Raw genomic sequence first — 17945 nt, 5'->3', positions numbered from 1 at the left:
ATTTTTAATTTTCCTCTTTGCTATTATTTTTACTTGAATTGTATATTTTTATCATTAAATGAGTCAGCTTATTATCTAGTATCATATTCATTACCTTTTGATCATCATATTTTGGTTTATCATCTATTCCCATATCTAATTTCATCTGAGATTTAACGCTCTTAACTTCGGTAGCTTTAGGTATAACTTCCCTTATATTATCTTTTAGATAGTTTTCAGTTTGCTTTTCTAATTCTAACCTTTGAGATTCATCGTCAATAAGCAATACATCCTTTTTAAATGTATTAAATGTAAATCGTCCTCGATCGTTAGTTAGTCCACCCCTTAAATTAGTAATAAGCATAGTTATTAAAAAGGGAAAATCATCTTTTAAATAATAAGAGTATGCACCACTACTATAATCTTTATCATGAATCTTTATAAACCTTTCATCAGGTATGATTGCACCAAAAGTTGCATTGTCAAAATAGTTAAAGAAATTATCATACAAAATAGTTCCTCGATATTTTAGTCTAACTATATTCCATCCAATTCGCAACTTAAATTGGGATAAAGAGTATGACATGAATGAATCTCTATTTTTAAGCTCATCATCATATATTTCCTCAATAAGAAAGTCAGGGTCTTTTGTATATATGTAATAAGTAGCATTATTTAGCCGAGGCACATATGTCCAATTCTTATAATCTTTCAAAATATATTTAAATCGATCATATACATTTACATCTAATCTAAACCTTTTCTGCCACAGTTCTTCCATTCTCTCATCAGTAGTAGATTGATCAACTGGAGTATTGGAATCACCTATTCTTGAATAAATTAAGCCTCTTTCTAAAGGCTTTCCTTTTTTCTTTTTCTTATTATTGTTATCTACTCTGACAACATCTTGCATTAAGAATAAAGGAACATTATTAGTATTATAAACTGTTAAAATATCAACTAATTTCCCCTTAATCTCCAGAGTTTCCACATTAGTTTTAGGATAATAATTTTGAGCAAATGGTATAGTTCTCAAATAATCCTGCAATTGTTGCTTATTTTTCCTATTAGGATCATTTTTATCAACCCCATGAACACTACCATCTTCGTCACTAATTCCAAATATTATATAAGAGTCACCATGGCTTGGTGTATTTGCAAAATTAATGATATCACGTAATAATTCACCATTTGATTCATGCCACTTTTCCTTAAAATCCCATGTTTCATTCTCATTTGGTGCGAACTTTATTATATTAGTCAAAGTTTTATGATCCATTTCTCCAATGCCTCACTAAATTTAATTTCTTAAAGCTTATACCAAAAAAGATACTACATAATAGAACTTACGTAGTACCTTTCCCATAACATTAAGACAATACCCCTAATAATTTTTGGTAGGGTTTTGGTAGGGAATAATGTTGTTTTTAGTAGATTTGAATTGATTTAGTACCGTTCAAATGCCGTTATATCGGTATTCCGCTATCAAGTTAAAAAGCAACATTATTCGTACTCAATAATAGAAATTAATTCTACATGTCATTCATATCAAGGGTTTGCGCGTTTATTTACTTTTGTGGCAAACATTTTGGCAAACATCAAACCACTTTACTAAATGGAATAATCTGGTTGCCGTTAAATTTAACTTGTGACTTCTTAGCTGGTGTTAGGTCCATTGAACCCACCATCTTATCCGCAATTAGTTCATCATTCCGATCAAACATGTGCGCATAATACCGAAGCGTAACTGCTGGACTACTATGACCTAACCGTTTAGAAACCGTTAAAACGTCTGCACCCAGTTCAGCAATCAAGTACGAAGCATGGGAGTGTCGTAACCCCCGGCCATTGATACCTGGCACACCAGCCAACTTGGCATACTTATGCAAAACATTATTAAGCGTCGATTTAATCATAGGCCGATCATCATAGGAAAGAACAAATTTCTTAACACCATGAGCTAATTGCAACTCACGCCATTCTCGCAAAATTTGAACTATTTCATCATCTAAGGTGATAATGCGTTTGCCAGCTTTAGTCTTTGTATAAGGCTTAATTCGGTAATTGTCCTTATTTTTATAGTACAGGGTATGGAAAATCCGTGCTTTTTGATTAACTAAGTCAATATCATTCCAAGTTAGAGCAAAGCCCTCCGAGACCCGTACACCAGTCCGATAATAGAATAGCAACATGACATAAATGCAATGTTCATAGAAGCCTTGGGTGCTAATCTGTGCTAAAACCTTTTCGAACTCTGCTTTCGTCCAATATTTAGCTACAGCTTTTCCCTTTGGAATTGCTTTAGTTTTCATTGAAACATTAGTAGTAATCAATCCTAAGTGTTCAGCATATCCAAGTGCTTGCCGAAAAGCTACATAGCATACGTTAGCATAGTCACGTGAGAACCCTGAATCACTCATTAGCCAAGTTCGATATTCTTCACAATCCCGAACACTAATTTCATCCAAGATTTTTGTATCAAACCTGTCCACCGATAACATAATCATCCGTTGATGTGAATCATAGGTACTAGCTTCCACATCCGCCTTATACTTGGGTAAAAAGTCCTGACGAATAAATTTGCCATAGCTCATACGCTTCAAGTCTTCAGCTTGTCGGTTCATATATTCAACTTTAACTCGCATGGCCTCGGCTTCGGCCGCCTTAGGTGAACTAAATTTCAGTCCCTTTTGATCTTTACGACCCTTTTTAAATCGCTGTTTGCCTTCACTATCGCGTCCTAAAAACACTTGGTAGAAAAAATGCCCGTTCTCATCGACCCGGACATATTTATATCCATCAATTTTCATTGATTTCATTACTTACCGTCCTCCAGTTCAGGAAGCGCGATAATTTCAGCAATGGCAGTTGTTGGTACAATGCCAACTCGTTTACCATTATAGAAGGCAAAACCCTGTTTAACAAGATTACGTTTAGCTTGGCGAATAATTCGCCGAGCTTGATTTTGTGGATATCCAAGATCTCGTAAATCTTGATAATTCATTACCTTCTTCATAACATTCATCATCCTTCCTTCTAATTCAAAGCTTCATTCCATCACTACTCAGGTGATTTACATCTACACTTTCAAGGTGGATAATGAACTGGATAACAACATTAGTATTGTTATTAAGAAGTGACTTTCCAAAGTTGGTAGCTGGGGATAGTCGCTTTTTTGTTTACATTTCCAGTTCATCGTCATGATCCTTTGCTTTAGTCACTTTAGAATAGCTATGCGCCTGATTCGACTTCACAGGTTTAGTGATAAAGTTAGCCTCTTTTTCCGCATTCACACTCACCAAACGTCGACGAGTATAACGTTGGTTAACAAGATAACTAGAATGCATCCGCATTGCTTGAATTAATGACTTTAATCGTTCAAACTGACTGCTTGAATTTTTAAAATCGTTGCTTTCTACAAAGATTTGATCATCCTTGTCACCAATCTCATTACATAGCTGTTGAATATTAGCTTGCTGGACAAACAAAACTTTCTCATCATCGTTCGCATTATTAAGCAACTTAGTGATTGTTAGTAGCTGAAGAGACTTCTTATCACACAAAATAAGCTCCCGTACTCGGCGCCGTAACTCTTTAAACGGATCAACATTATGATCTAACGCCCATAGTTTTACTTGTTCACAAAATACTGCATAATCGGTAACTGACCAGCAATCGACAAATTTGGTAGCAAAACCTGGCACTGATGCTCCCTCATCCAGCCACAACTTCTGAATAGAATTGGCCAATCGATCAAACGGTTTTTCCAAAAAATCAACGCTTGCACTAAGCTTAAACTTTGCCATCGCAATAACGTCACGAAACTCCTGTGTATTTTCCATTGCTAACGGTGAAGCCTTTTGTACCTCACCATTAAAGCCACTACAACGACGCTTATTCATCTTTACCATAGATAAAACCTCCAATAATTGAGCCAATACCAACAATGACCTTTACCGGCCACCAGGGCATGACACTGGCTAAAACGACTCCGGCTAATACAATTAACGACCCATTCGCAAACTTAGTTAGAACATTCTTCATTACTTGGTGTGACTGAACAACCTCTTGTTTGTCTTCTGCAATCGAATCTTTGACTTGGTTGATATAGGTAACAACTTCCTTACTCAGGAGCTGATTAGTTGTTGAATTAGCTTCTTCACGCATCACGCGCAATAAGTCATGACCATCAATGTTAATCGGCTGTTGAACGGCATTGATCAACTGTTGCAACAAGTTACTATTATGATTAATCACTTTAACTAACTTATTAACAACCTGGTTCAACTGCTCAACCTTTGAATGATCAGCACTAGCCATCACTTCAGACTGCACCTTTGAAGCGTTCATCCGGTCAATTCGAGCCTGCTGACCTTCAAACTTTTGCTCCAGATCTTCATATGACTTTGTACGTCCGTTCTGCCAGGCATCCTTAATTGCTTGATGAGCAATGTCACTAACTCCCTGGTTCAAGGTCATCTGCTGATTGTCGAGGGACTTGGTGACGTCGCCGGTCCAATTTTGAAGATCCTGTTTGGTAGCTAGATTCTTCATCATCTGCTTCAAGCTGTTGTTTTGCGATGTAGGCATTGAACCGTTGCTGTTGTCTTCTGGATTCAGCAAGCCGTTTAGATCGCCCATCGCATTGTTGAGATTTTTCTTCATCAACCGAAACCTCCTTGTTTTTGCCTTGTTGCTTCTGCTTAAAATATTTGTTTAATTCAAATGGGGTAAATTCTTGGCCCATACCACGGGTAGCTTTCACTAAACCTGTCTTTCGATCGCGTCGCTGGTAAAAATCACGCACTGTTTTCTTCTTACCATTGACAGTAGTGTGATATGACCAGTCACCCTTCTTGTTGCGTTTAGTTACAGTCACATTCTTTGTTTTTAGCAATCCCAAATATTCTTTAATGGACTGGGCTTGATCACGCGCCCATTGTAATGTTCCTTTTAGAACTGCTTGCCATCCTTGCGGCTTAACTACCTTGCCCGGTCTAGCTTTGTCAAAAGGATTGACATACACATGACCGGTCACTTCTAGATAGTGTTCTTTAAGGTAGTTGTTCCACTCATGCCGTAACCTGCCAACACTAAACTCATTAGTTCGAACACATTTGCCATCTGGCCGCACGCTGTTAATCAAAATGTGGCAATGAAGCTTGTGGCCTTCTTGCCCATCAGCCTGAATTGCGGACACCCATTGCGTTTGGGGAAAGTACTGTTTCATAAATCCACCCACAAGTTGATTAATCTGACCTACTTCTACATTAATGTTGTCCGAGTTGCCAGTTGGCATCTCACGATCGGAAAAGGAACAAATTAAGTGTTGGGCCTGTTGCCGTTTTCGTTTGTTCATCGCCCGACGTCTAACCATTTTGAATTGTTGGTTAATAAAATAACCACTCTGAGCAGGGTAGGGTTGACCACGTGACCCCCATAGATATACATGGGACCCATTAACACCAAGTACCCGATGGGCGGAACCGTCATGTGCCGGTTCATCAAACAAATACTTCAGTCGACCATACATATTTGTAATGTAATTACTTTTCACGTACATCAGCGCCACTCTCCTTAAATTTGTCATTAATGATTTGTGACAAGGTCATAATTGCCTGTGTTAGCTTTCGCAGTTCTTCACCATCTACTTGACCACCTTGATTCGCCCTATGAGCTAACTGATTCACGTTAACGCCAATTCGATTCAGATAGTAAACAATGGCATTCCATTGAATCAACGCAAAGTGCTGCAACTTATCGTGTTGTTCCAGACGGATCAAATAGGCTTTAATCATCATCGGCATCACATAACTGGCTAGCAACTCAGGGCAATCCTTAAAATGTTCAAATCGCCACTGATCAAGTTGTTGAGTCGACGTAAAATTTGGTAGCTCGCTCATCAAACTTTGTACTGCCAAATAGTAATACCATTCTGTTTTCAGTCCGCGAAGCAACACTTTACTCATCGACTCATTACCGGCGATTGCTTGCAATTTTTCAAAGTCGCTTTGCGGAATTCGTAGCAGGTAAGAATGCTTTTTTTCAGGCACTCGCCGATGTGAATCAATTTGTTGTTTCCGTTTGATTAACTGATCATTGTTTAGCATTAAATTACCCCTTTCTAACGTTGCAATTCTGGCCGTTAATTGGTGTCAAAACACCAATTAAATTGCTAAGCTTCATTTCGTCAACAAAGGCCTTCAGGCCTTTTAGTTTCCTCTTTCATGTGGATTGACTACACGTGTCAATCCACTAGCAATGATGGTCAGAAAAGCAACGGGCAAGTAGTTACCTGGTGATATCACCAGGCATACTTGGCAAAGGGAATGTTGTTCCCCCTGCACCCTTATAATCAAGAACTAAGTCTGCCGATTTTGTTCTTAATAATCTCCTTTGGGCCATCATTTGTAGTGCGACAAACGAAGCAAAACTCAGCAACCTAAGCCACCCAATTTGGGTCCTGTTTAGTTTGGGTTCCACCTTCTCTTTTTGACGAAAAGAGAACCAGAACACGCCCTACTTTCAAGTTCAAAGTAGGCAAATACCCACCACTAACCCGCCGCATTTGTACGGCACTCACTCATTATCAACTAGTTAAAATCCGGGCAACTTCACTACTCTTACTCATCTCGAAAAAGTCATCGTCATCATTAATAGAAGTGATTGTGTTAAGATGCATAACCACATCAGTAGCCCGATGAGTTCTAAGCAAATTCATCGCCTTATTGCTCAGTTTTATTACTACCCAATCATCGCCATAATCTCGTCGAATTGGCACCCAATAGCCACGCATCAGCGCTGTAAACTGGTTCAATTCTGGTTGGAAATTCGCATCCTTACCTTTAAATTCAGGCCATAATTCATACTTCAACTTATTAAGAGTAGATAGCATATTTGTTGCAGATGAGGTTGTCGCTGAATCGTTAAACAGATTCTGGTAACTTGAATTATTTTCATGCTGTTCTTCAGAAAGATAAGCTTTCCCATTTCGAAGATAGACTCCAAAGTCAGCTCGTCGTTCCAAAAATCCGTTTGAGCCATTAAGAATGGCATTGGGATCTTTTTGAAAAACTTTCTTAGCTTGATTCTTAAGATTATTAATCATTTTGGCAACATGCTTTACAACACGTTCCATATCCTGATCAGATAAATCTTCATTAATTACAACATTAAAGATATGGTCAGATTCACGAGTATAGACGTAATCGTAATATTGAATAGCACGCCCACCGGGACGGAAATTGATGATTGAAACAATAATTTCTGTTCCTTTACCATCGTCTGTCGGGATCATATGAACATTGATTGGAAGTCGTCGTAACAGTTGACTTAGCTGAGATAAATAGACTTGCCCAGCCTCAGGATCATCGGTCTTTAATTCCCAAGTTTTACCGTATGAATCACTTTGTTCTAAGTAACCGAGTTTTACCACACCAGGAGCGTAATGAAGAACATCTCTCACATATTCCGCAACCCCATCGGCATAAACATTGGTCATCACCAAAAGGTTCAAGTTCCAAGGACTGGTGTTATGGAAACGACTAGAAACCCTGGGAATCTTGTGAGGATCTAACATATCCTTAAGCGCACTCCACTCAATTGATGACGGCGATACTTCATCAATTACAGCAGAAGCTTGATCCTGATAATCTTGCCAATAGTCGACCGTCTTACCTTTGTCTTCCGCTGCCGTCATATAAGGTGTGCGTCCTTTTTCTAAATACTGACACAATCGGCTCGCTAAATAAGACTTACCGATCCCGCCCTGCGCTGCGGTAATGAAGATTGTAGTCATGTCACGGTCAGCATTAATATCATTAATAGTTGATTCCCGCTGATCATTCATAACAGCAGTTAATCGTTTAATGAAATCTTGATCAGCAATTAAGCCTGTCGCATCACTATCATCAAAGGCTGCATGAAGAGCATCTTTCCAATCAGTCACCTGCATCCGACCCGAATAAATCCACTCCATTAACTGATCCAAAATAAGCTTTTTTGATTGCTTGCTGAAGTTCATTTTCCCAGCACCCTTGGTTCCTAAACTCCTCAGCTTAGAGAGCTGATGACCAGAAAAAACTCGATCGCCATCGTTTCGTCCTACCAATCTCGCTGTGTGGTGAGCTAGATTATATGGGCTGTGTAAATTACGAACAATCGCCGAATCAATACCGTTAGCAACTATTTCGTCATCATACACACCGGCAATACTGGAATATGACTTACCTGGGTCATCGGGTAACCAACTAATCACTTCATTGATCGCATATGGCGTTTTTTGGTCACATTTGGCCTTGGAACTCTGGTGAACCAAATATTGCAGTGAAGAAATGTAGTGCTTAGTCACAACATAATTCTGCATGGCACCTTGCAACGTCCCAAGAAATGCCTTAATGCGTTCGTTTCGCTTGTTATTAATCTTATCAATCCACTCAAACGTTTCGACAAGATCATCAAAGTTATACCCCATCAATTCCATCATCCTGTAACGTGTCCGACGAGTAGGCATATCTATCACCAGATGACTATGCGACTCCTTATGTTCAACGTCACCATTTCGCTGGTTCTGCTGATCATCTCGCGTATGGTTGATTTGAAATGCTGCAAAGTGGCGGTCACGGTTCGGATTCCGACAACACATTTGTTGCAGTTCATTAACGTGTTGTGCCACCCATTCAGTAAAACCATCTAGGATTGGCTGCCCATGAGCATCACGCTTAATAACATCACCATCGTTATCCCAAGCTGAGCCATAATCTTCGCAACCTGTACCAACAAATCGATCATCACCCACCAATTTGTCACCAGCTCGAATTAGATTTCCACTCTCATCCATCACTAGCCGATTCAGTTCACCGAAACGGTTTTGCGGTAATTTAGTGGCATGCTGCTTATATACTGGACTGTACTTTGGGTTGGATTGATCAGTAATCTTCGGATTGCAAACTGTGAATAACCAGTGAATCGAAATGTTCCAGGTTCGCGATGCCTCACCAAGCAGATCCAGTACCTCACCAGCTTTAATAGCTAAATCAATATTTTCTGAATTAAATTGATCATTGATTTTCAGTGGTGGTAACGCGTGTAGAATTGCTTGATATAGTTGTCGATTGGAATGAGAATACCGCTTCAAGTAATCAGTAGCTTTTGCATACTGTTCTTCAATGGTTTCGGCTTTCTTATCATCGGACATTACTTCTCATCCTTTCTGGGTAGCGGTTGTAAGACTGACAGCAAGGGCTTTTAACCGTCATCCTCGTTCAAGCTACCCTGTTATTGTTATTAGCCCTATAATGCTCAATAATCATTGATTTCATGCACATTCATCACCAACCCACTGCTCTTCGGCTGTTACCACGAAAGCTGTCCTGACGGCTTTCCTGGCGACTGCCGTTGACGGAGCTCGGCAACGGCGTTTGCACGCCGTAAGTGTTGTGATATCAGTAGTTCAAGTTAACTTTCCTAATTAACCGTTGACCAACTACTAACGACCATTAACACTTTATTTTGTAGAGAATGCTAAAATTTAATTGTTGATATCAAATTTCAAACGGCCGTTTTCCTTTTGACACTCTTATTGTGACTCATATGCAAAATTAAAAATACGGACACTTTTTTGCGTTCAAGAATTGGAGGATGAATATGTCAGAATACAAAGAAATCCAGGAACAGACTTATCTGAACCTGGATAATGGTAAAGTTTATTTTGCTATTGAAGAAGTATTAAGAATCATTAACAACCAAACAGAAGCCAATCAGGCCAATAGTATTTCGCCTACTAGGCTTAACAAAATTATGAAGAAAAGCAATATTGATTGGCGAACTTTAGATAGATCCCAGATTAAATTAATAATTGGTTACCATGCACCCTATCCAAATGATGAACATACTGCTTCGCTAAATAAAGTAAATGTTATCAGTAGTACTGACATGGTAAAACTGGTTAATTCAATTAGGACAATGAATCCAACAAAAAATACAAAAAATGACAATTCACCATACATAGAAGAATCATGGGGACTGATCGAAAAATATGACCCTAAAGATGCTTTTCCTCCGCTTTATTATAGTATTACTAGAACGACTTATGAGATCCAAGGGCATCAGGCATATGGGCATGTCTCTGCACCAAATACGAATATTAATTCAAAAACACTCATTAAGAAAGCAAAAGATTTTAAAAAGGCTAACCCAGAGAGATTTGAGTTAATTAAAGTCAGTCCAAATGATATTTTTAGTGATTCGAAGATAAACGTAAACAGTGTTGAAAGCTACGTAAACCTTGAGTTACACGACGAATTGTTAAATCATTACAAAACACGCAAGGGTATCCATATAAAGAAAGAAATGGCAAGTTTAGATGATATGATCCCCTCTAAAGAACCAGTAATTAAATACATCCGAAAAAACTTGCCAAATGCTATCAAGGGCAATAGTGATGCCTTCAAAGTAGTTCTAACGGATAACGACATTCGTGCAATTGATAAAGGTATTACCAGGCAGTATGGCAATGTTGAAGCATATGTTAGAAGTCGCCTCAACGAATATGAAGATACAGTAAACAACCTTCATAAGAGTAACGCTAAATATATTGCAATGCGTGGAAAATTAAAGAACTACCTTGAGGGTGAATACAATAGCAAAGCAGTTATTCAATTTTTCAAAGATAAAACAGCTCACCACATTATTGGTACCAAACTAAAAAATATGTTTGACCTATAAATAAGCCCCACAACTCATTTTGAATTGTGGGGTATTATTGCATTTTAGCTTTATCTGCACTCAAATTTCATCTACTATCATTTACACAATTTCTTGTTTATAAATACTAGTCCAACCACACAGGGCATACTTCTTCATCCGAGGCTCTTTCTTCTGCAAATCTGCAAAAAAGTCCGTATCCGCAAATAAATCCATTTCTTCTGTAGCACCTTGAACCGTCCCTGTTGGTCCACTTTGATTAATGATCGACTCAAAAGTATATTCGGTCCTCTGCACTTTATTGCCGGACACTGGTTTCCACTCACTAAAAATAATAGGTGAACCATCAGAAGTAATTTTTTCTAATGTATTTCCCTGAACCATGTTAGCCTGAATAATTACTTTAGCACTATCGAAAACGTGCTGGTTAACCTTGCCACCAAACTTTTCCTGAATAATGTTGCTGTACTCAATATTAAAGGTCGTAATCATATTCATTACTAACATCTCAACATTATCTTCCAGAAGTTCGATACCATACAAGGTTGATAAGGCCAGCAAGCTTTTAGTATTAAACAATTTAGCGGAAACGCTTTCATTCTTTGCAACCTTAAGTTTTCTTTTTAACAACTCAACTAGAAAAGCCCCTTCTCCTGCAGAAGGCTCAAAAAATGTTGCCTGCAAATCATTAATTTTAGACTGAATTTCAGGTTGATCTAGCATCAAATTCACGATTCGTTTAGGGGTAAAAACTTCACCATGATCTTTAACACGATCAGATGATTTTATAACTTTTTCCATCACCATCGACCTTTATAAGGAATTTTAGTTTTTCTTACTGTTGCCATATCAAATTCTGCCTGACTAACTAAATCATTAATTTCATTTTCACGACCATCCCAGTCATGATTAATAACCACAAATCTCAGCATTGCTTTTTTTAATTGTACCTTAATCATAGGTTTATTATCATAAATTACATCTTCTTGTGTTTCTCCGTTGCTTGTCAATTTTAATGCAGCAAATCTAATCTCATTCTCTTCACGGATTGATTCTCTTTTAAAGCATAGCGACAAAAGGTATAGTGAACTAATGCTACTATCTAGTATTTGATTCATATCATAAGGATCAATGTTAATATTCCTTATGCATGCCAGTATAACCTTAATAATTGGCATTAAATAATTTGTCTGAAATTTTTTATTATAATTCACTTTTAGCGGGAAAACGAACGCGTCGCCTATCTTCATAAAGCCATGTGCAAAATTTAATGGAGTCAATTCAGTAGCCATTTCTTTTTGTACTTCTTGATTGTCAAATCCTAATGCAATATCTCCATATCGTTCCATAGCCATGGAATCACCATTAGGATTAAAACACCAGATATAGGTGTCAAACAAATCCGCTTTATTTTGAAAATGATTCGTGAAATTTTCAATCTCACTTGAACTTGCACCAAGTTGCTTAAGTATTTTGCAACATAACTTAACAGTATACTTAATCTCAAGACCATCATTCATATGTTTGATAGAACCAACCAAAAATGTTTTTGATCTCAAAATAGATTTTACTGCATTGGCCGTAGTGTAGTAAAACAGTATGGGATTATCCTCAGGGTCTGCTAAAAAACGATGCGCCAATAATGCTGGCTGAGCATTCTGATAAAACGCCGATGTCTCATCATAGTACGAATTCAAAGCTGCCTTAGCATCATCACCGAGACTATTAATCATTGCTTTTGTGTCATCAGGTATGCCAGCGATCTTAGTATTTCATCCAATCTATCCATTACTTCATCTCCTGCACCTTTGACTCTATAAAATTAATCTCATTTTCTGAAAGTCCGTATTTTCTGTAAAGCTGTTGATCAATTTCAAAAATTGATTTTGACCAATCAATATCTGATTCTGGAGTAAAATTCTGCATTGGTACTTTAGCCCATGTTGCACGCGGATTATGTTGCGTAATCTTCTTTACACCAAGCATCGTTCTAGCAAATTTACTTTTAATATATTTAAGTACATTTTCAGCAATGTTTTTCTTATCAAAGGGACCTATAGAAATAAAAGTATCAGTAGCTCCGATGAGGGGCTCTCCAATGAGAGGGGTACTTAATATTTCACCAATAGCACCTGTTCCATTAGCCTCAGGCACCATAATCTTATATTTATCAATATAACCATTATTAAGAACATATTGACGTTTAATATATCTAAATAAGCGATGTCCATTTAAACGCCCTAAAAGTTTTAAATCGCCATCATCAATTGATCCTTGTTCTCTAAAGATCTCAGGTAATTTGTCGAATGCATTAGATACAATCATATTACCCGATCCTTTGCCTAATTTTTTCTTAGCTTGGGGCCAGTCTTCAAAGAATTTGTTTGAAAATCTAAATGTTCCACGAGAAGAAACCAGAGTGCTAAAGGATTCTTTATCATTACGCCATACTTTCTTCAGTATAGAATTTAATTCTGAATATGGAGTGAAATCACCAATCTTACCAAATTGCTGATGACTATCTCTTAAAGTAATAGCTACACCACCTTTTATGTCTGTCCTTGGAAAGATTTTGTCACTATTCTGTTCATATAAGATTATCTTCAAATGTTCATCATTAAGCATCTTCTTATTCCAGGATTTTGGCGTCTGGCCAGCATTAAATAAAAACCTCCCAGGAGTAATAAGAGTTACCAGATTAGCTAGTTTATAGGATAGCTCCATGAAATCATTATAAATTGGTTCGTCACGAGCATTATCGCCTTTGCCTTCTTGTTGATAAGGAGGATTCCCAATCACCACATCAAATTTCAAGTTACCAAATACCTCCTTAATCTTGTCCGCTTCCGCTTTGGCATCCTTCTTTGCATTCTCAACAATGTTATCGACAAATTCAATGTTAGTGTCAAAGTCTCGGTACCCAACTAGAGTTCGCGTCGCAATCGCCTTTGCCATTGGTGTTTTGGCAACGCAAAAAATATTTTCACGCAGAATCTGTTGCCAAATCATCAGCTTATTTTCAAAGGAAACATTGTCAGCCGTAGCTTGCTTTTGCTTCTGAAATTCCTGCCAATACAAGGACATTGCAGCATAAAGCGGATAAAGGCCAGTTTTGGAGTTGATTTCCAAAATATGAGAATCACGTTTAAAGACCTGAGAAGTGTAATCGGTGTGAATCCAGTGACTGGCATCAACTCCATCAACCGTCGTGTTATTGAAGTCATCATCGTAGAAAGAATAGCCGCCGATTGTCTTGCCAAGGTGCATATTAACCACCCGCCATGGTGTCAGGACGGTTTCCTTATCTGGGTTCCTAAAGGTGCCAAAAATCATTACTAGCTGTCGAGCCCGCTCGATTGGGTCACTTTGATCTAGTGACTTGACCCGATTACGAATAATTCGCCCTGCCTCAATAAAGACATCCTGGTCATAGTATTTAGAAAATTTCTTAAAGAGTTCTTTAGTAACCCCTTTGGGCATAAATTCTTTCCACGATTGATCATCAACTTTGTTAGTAAACTTGTTGATGTTAACATCCTCATCCAGCTCAACATCCATTCCGTAAATCATCATTGGAATTCGAATAGAAATGGACCGAAGGATGGAAATCATCGTCTTCCGCTGCTTCTTTAACTGCTTCATTTTGTCCATTGCAGCTTCTTGCTCTGGAGTCCGATCTTTCTTTTTACGTTTTTTACCCTTTAAGGCATCATTGTATTCTTCGTCTGTCAATCCTTGATCATTGATTTTAACTTTTAACGGTTTCTTTTCTGCTTTGGTCGTCCCTACAATGGCTTTAAGATTATTAAAATCCTTTAGATCAGCATCTTTCAGCATTAACAATTCATCACTGTAGAGTGAATCATCATCAAAGCCGGTTCGGACTGCCTTTTCAGCATAAACCCGCTTAATTTTGGCCAACATGGTATCGACCTTAAACGGCTTCATCCCATTGCCGGTTTCACCAATGATCGGCAAGAAATTCATGAGTTCAGCCATTTTGCCCTTTTGCGCTGAACTCGTTCGTTTACCAACACCAGTGTTTAGCTGCGTTGACGCTGCCATGACAGTTAACGCTCGGTCTGGAGCAAAATCGAAAATATAGCAGTCGGTCTTTGTACCAAATGATTCTGAAGAATACGGCGTTTGTGCTCTAAAGGCTGCCTGTAGGTACTGCATCGCACTATTAGTGTTAGAGAGGAACAACACGCCCGTCCACGGCTTGATGGTAACCCCAGTGGTCAATTTACGGACTGTGAGGGTAATCGTCTTTGTCTTGGCCGGGTCATCTCCGATGGCATCTTTTACTAAATCAACATCGCTTTCGGAGGCAACTCCTTCGTTATCCCCATTTTTAACAACGTTGACAATCCGATACTCCATTCCAAAAACCGGGTGCTGCTTTAACATCTTTTCAAGTGCGTTTGCTTCTTTAACCCCGGGCATAATGCTCATGTACGGTAAAGAAGCAAGCAACCGAAAACAATAGATAGACCGCCAGCACTACACTATTCCGAACCAAAGACCAAAAGATAAGCATTTTGAGAAAATCTAAACTTTTGGATTTTCCTACAATGCCGACTACGGCGGAATCCCTCCCACTCCTTATATATTTCTTTCTGTATACATTGAATTTGTATTTAGTAAAATGCAGACAACACCACGGATCGGCTTTTGGCTGGACAATTCCAACCAAACACCGCAGCAGACAGTAGAAACCATTCTGAACGTTAGGAAGCCGGTATGATTGTTACATATAAGGGGAAGAAAAATTTCTTTTAGATACTTGTTTTCCTAAAACTGATGTGATATAATTCAATTCCAGAAAAGGAGTAAAAAATATGCGGCAAGGTATTCTTAAATAAAACTATAATCAAATAGTGGGAACAAAGGATTATGATAGTCCCTTTTGTAGGGGCTTAGTTTTTTGTACCCAAAAGAATACTTTTGCCTTATCAATTTTGACATATCCCCAAAAACAGCACTCACAAACAGGTGTATGCTGTATATGTGTATGTCCGCAAATTATCATCCCCAGTGGTAAAAGTATTTTACTGCTGGGGATTTTTATGCCCTTCGGGGCAGTAAAGGGAGGACAATCACATGAAAATAATCAATATTGGAATTCTTGCCCATGTAGACGCTGGAAAGACGACCTTGACGGAGAGCCTGCTATATGCCAGCGGAGCCATTTCAGAACCGGGGAGCGTCGAAAAAGGGACAACGAGGACGGACACCATGTTTTTGGAGCGGCAGCGTGGGATTACCATTCAAGCGGCAGTCACTTCCTTCCAGTGGCACAGATGTAAAGTCAACATTGTGGATACGCCCGGCCACATGGATTTTTTGGCGGAGGTGTACCGCTCTTTGGCTGTTTTAGATGGGGCCATCTTGGTGATCTCCGCTAAAGATGGCGTGCAGGCCCAGACCCGTATTCTGTTCCATGCCCTGCGGAAAATGAACATTCCCACCGTTATCTTTATCAACAAGATCGACCAGGCTGGCGTTGATTTGCAGAGCGTGGTTCAGTCTGTTCGGGATAAGCTCTCCGCCGATATTATCATCAAGCAGACGGTGTCGCTGTCCCCGGAAATAGTCCTGGAGGAAAATACCGACATAGAAGCATGGGATGCGGTCATCGAAAATAACGATAAATTATTGGAAAAGTATATCGCAGGAGAACCAATCAGCCGGGAAAAACTTGTGCGGGAGGAACAGCGGCGGGTTCAAGACGCCTCCCTGTTCCCGGTCTATTATGGCAGCGCCAAAAAGGGCCTTGGCATTCAACCGTTGATGGATGCGGTGACAGGGCTGTTCCAACCGATTGGGGAACAGGGGAGCGCCGCCCTATGCGGCAGCGTTTTCAAGGTGGAGTATACAGATTGCGGCCAGCGGCGTGTCTATCTACGGCTATACAGCGGAACGCTGCGCCTGCGGGATACGGTGGCCCTGGCCGGGAGAGAAAAGCTGAAAATCACAGAGATGCGTATTCCATCCAAAGGGGAAATTGTTCGGACAGACACCGCTTATCCGGGTGAAATTGTTATCCTTCCCAGCGACAGCGTGAGGTTAAACGATGTATTAGGGGACCCAACCCGGCTCCCTCGTAAAAGGTGGCGTGAGGACCCCCTCCCCATGCTGCGGACGTCGATTGCGCCGAAAACGGCAGCGCAAAGAGAACGGCTGCTGGACGCTCTTACGCAACTTGCGGATACTGACCCGCTTTTGCGCTGCGAGGTGGATTCCATCACCCATGAGATCATTCTTTCTTTTTTGGGCCGGGTGCAGTTGGAGGTTGTTTCCGCTTTGCTGTCGGAAAAATACAAGCTTGAAACAGTGGTAAAGGAACCCACCGTCATTTATATGGAGCGGCCGCTCAAAGCAGCCAGCCACACCATCCATATCGAGGTGCCGCCCAACCCGTTTTGGGCATCCATCGGACTGTCTGTTACACCACTCCCGCTTGGCTCCGGTGTACAATACGAGAGCCGGGTTTCGCTGGGATACTTGAACCAGAGTTTTCAAAACGCTGTCAGGGATGGTATCCGTTACGGGCTGGAGCAGGGCTTGTTCGGCTGGAACGTAACGGACTGTAAGATTTGCTTTGAATACGGGCTTTATTACAGTCCGGTCAGCACGCCGGCGGACTTCCGCTCATTGGCCCCGATTGTATTGGAACAGGCATTGAAGGAATCAGGGACGCAACTGCTGGAACCTTATCTCTCCTTCACCCTCTATGCGCCCCGGGAATATCTTTCCAGGGCTTATCATGATGCACCGAAATACTGTGCCACCATCGAAACGGTCCAGGTAAAAAAGGATGAAGTTGTCTTTACTGGCGAGATTCCCGCCCGCTGTATACAGGCATACCGTACTGATCTGGCCTTTTACACCAACGGGCAGAGCGTATGCCTTACAGAACTGAAAGGGTATCAGGCCGCTGTCGGCAAGCCAGTCATCCAGCCCCGCCGTCCAAACAGCCGCCTGGACAAGGTGCGCTATATGTTTCAGAAGATAATGTAACGTCTTGCGCAATGCAAGCGTTCATTGCTGGCTATTGCGAAATATCATTGATAAAATCAGTATCAGAGAGGAGAAACTATTTTGAACCAGGAACAGACGAATATTACAACAGGAAAGCAAATACGTCATCTGCGAACACAATTGGGAATGACACAGGAAGAACTAGCCGGGGAATTGAATGTTACCCGGCAGGCACTATCGAATTGGGAGAGAGATGTTAATGAACCCGATTTAAATAT

The 17945-nt window shown here is 39.9% G+C and carries 13 protein-coding genes and 1 pseudogene; 3 read left to right on the top strand and 11 right to left on the bottom strand.

Annotated elements, in window-relative coordinates; translation table 11 throughout:
• Nucleotides 1-4 precede the first annotated feature (4 nt).
• The 8 genes from H5S41_RS11550 to H5S41_RS11515 form a co-directional block, all read right to left on the bottom strand.
• Entirely contained in the window at nt 5-1258 is a 1254-nt protein-coding gene (locus H5S41_RS11550; RefSeq protein ID WP_182603417.1) for an ATP-binding protein, read from the bottom strand.
• Between the two features lie 319 nt (nt 1259-1577).
• Nucleotides 1578-2798, bottom strand: coding sequence for a tyrosine-type recombinase/integrase (locus tag H5S41_RS11545; protein WP_231833151.1), 1221 nt, complete (start codon nt 2796-2798; stop codon nt 1578-1580).
• Entirely contained in the window at nt 2798-3004 is a 207-nt protein-coding gene (locus H5S41_RS11540) for a DUF3173 family protein (protein WP_231833150.1), read from the bottom strand. The genes H5S41_RS11545 and H5S41_RS11540 overlap by 1 nt, the downstream gene beginning before the upstream one ends.
• A gap of 154 nt (nt 3005-3158) precedes the next feature.
• Nucleotides 3159-3890 (bottom strand): hypothetical protein, encoded by a 732-nt coding sequence (locus H5S41_RS11535; RefSeq protein ID WP_182603416.1) that lies wholly within the window; start codon nt 3888-3890, stop codon nt 3159-3161.
• Nucleotides 3874-4452 carry a hypothetical protein gene (locus H5S41_RS11530; protein WP_182603415.1) on the bottom strand — a complete coding sequence of 193 codons (579 nt, stop codon included), beginning with the start codon at nt 4450-4452 and terminating at the stop codon, nt 3874-3876. The genes H5S41_RS11535 and H5S41_RS11530 overlap by 17 nt, the downstream gene beginning before the upstream one ends.
• Nucleotides 4436-5542 carry a relaxase/mobilization nuclease domain-containing protein gene (locus H5S41_RS11525; RefSeq protein ID WP_182603414.1) on the bottom strand — a complete coding sequence of 369 codons (1107 nt, stop codon included), beginning with the start codon at nt 5540-5542 and terminating at the stop codon, nt 4436-4438. Before H5S41_RS11525 ends, H5S41_RS11530 begins: the two co-directional genes overlap by 17 nt.
• Nucleotides 5526-6089: a plasmid mobilization relaxosome protein MobC gene (gene mobC, locus H5S41_RS11520; protein ID WP_182603413.1), complete on the bottom strand. Its 564-nt coding sequence runs from the start codon at nt 6087-6089 to the stop codon at nt 5526-5528. The genes H5S41_RS11525 and mobC overlap by 17 nt, the downstream gene beginning before the upstream one ends.
• 479 nt (nt 6090-6568) lie before the next feature.
• On the bottom strand, nt 6569-9175 hold the full coding sequence (locus H5S41_RS11515; RefSeq protein WP_182603412.1) for a P-loop NTPase family protein: 2607 nt from the start codon (nt 9173-9175) through the stop codon (nt 6569-6571).
• Nucleotides 9176-9624: 449 nt separating this feature from the next.
• On the opposite strand from H5S41_RS11515, the gene H5S41_RS11510 reads away from it, so the two are divergent.
• Nucleotides 9625-10704: a hypothetical protein gene (locus tag H5S41_RS11510; protein ID WP_182603411.1), complete on the top strand. Its 1080-nt coding sequence runs from the start codon at nt 9625-9627 to the stop codon at nt 10702-10704.
• A gap of 81 nt (nt 10705-10785) precedes the next feature.
• On the opposite strand, the gene H5S41_RS11505 is transcribed toward H5S41_RS11510, so the two are convergent.
• The 3 genes and pseudogenes from H5S41_RS11505 to H5S41_RS11495 all read right to left on the bottom strand — a co-directional run.
• The gene (locus tag H5S41_RS11505; protein WP_182603410.1) at nt 10786-11484 is read right to left on the bottom strand and encodes an N-6 DNA methylase; all 699 of its coding nucleotides are present in this window, start codon (nt 11482-11484) and stop codon (nt 10786-10788) included.
• A complete protein-coding gene (locus H5S41_RS11500) occupies nt 11484-12416 on the bottom strand; it encodes a hypothetical protein (RefSeq protein WP_182603409.1) in 933 nt (310 codons plus the stop codon). The genes H5S41_RS11505 and H5S41_RS11500 overlap by 1 nt, the downstream gene beginning before the upstream one ends.
• A 55-nt stretch (nt 12417-12471) precedes the next feature.
• A pseudogene (locus tag H5S41_RS11495) lies at nt 12472-15132 on the bottom strand (Eco57I restriction-modification methylase domain-containing protein); the annotation flags it as partial.
• A 654-nt stretch (nt 15133-15786) separates the two neighbouring features.
• Between H5S41_RS11495 and tet(W) the strand changes: the two are divergent.
• Nucleotides 15787-17706, top strand: a complete 1920-nt coding sequence (gene tet(W) / locus H5S41_RS11490) for a tetracycline resistance ribosomal protection protein Tet(W) (RefSeq protein ID WP_000691721.1) — start codon at nt 15787-15789, stop codon at nt 17704-17706.
• Nucleotides 17707-17787: 81 nt separating this feature from the next.
• Nucleotides 17788-17945: helix-turn-helix domain-containing protein (locus H5S41_RS11485; protein WP_041822118.1), on the top strand; the 158-nt coding region annotated here is incomplete at its 3' end.

The organism is Limosilactobacillus albertensis, assembly GCF_014145555.1.
GTDB lineage: Bacteria > Bacillota > Bacilli > Lactobacillales > Lactobacillaceae > Limosilactobacillus > Limosilactobacillus albertensis.
Note: the sequence above shows the minus strand (reverse complement) of the source record. Positions and strands in the feature narration are given on the sequence as shown.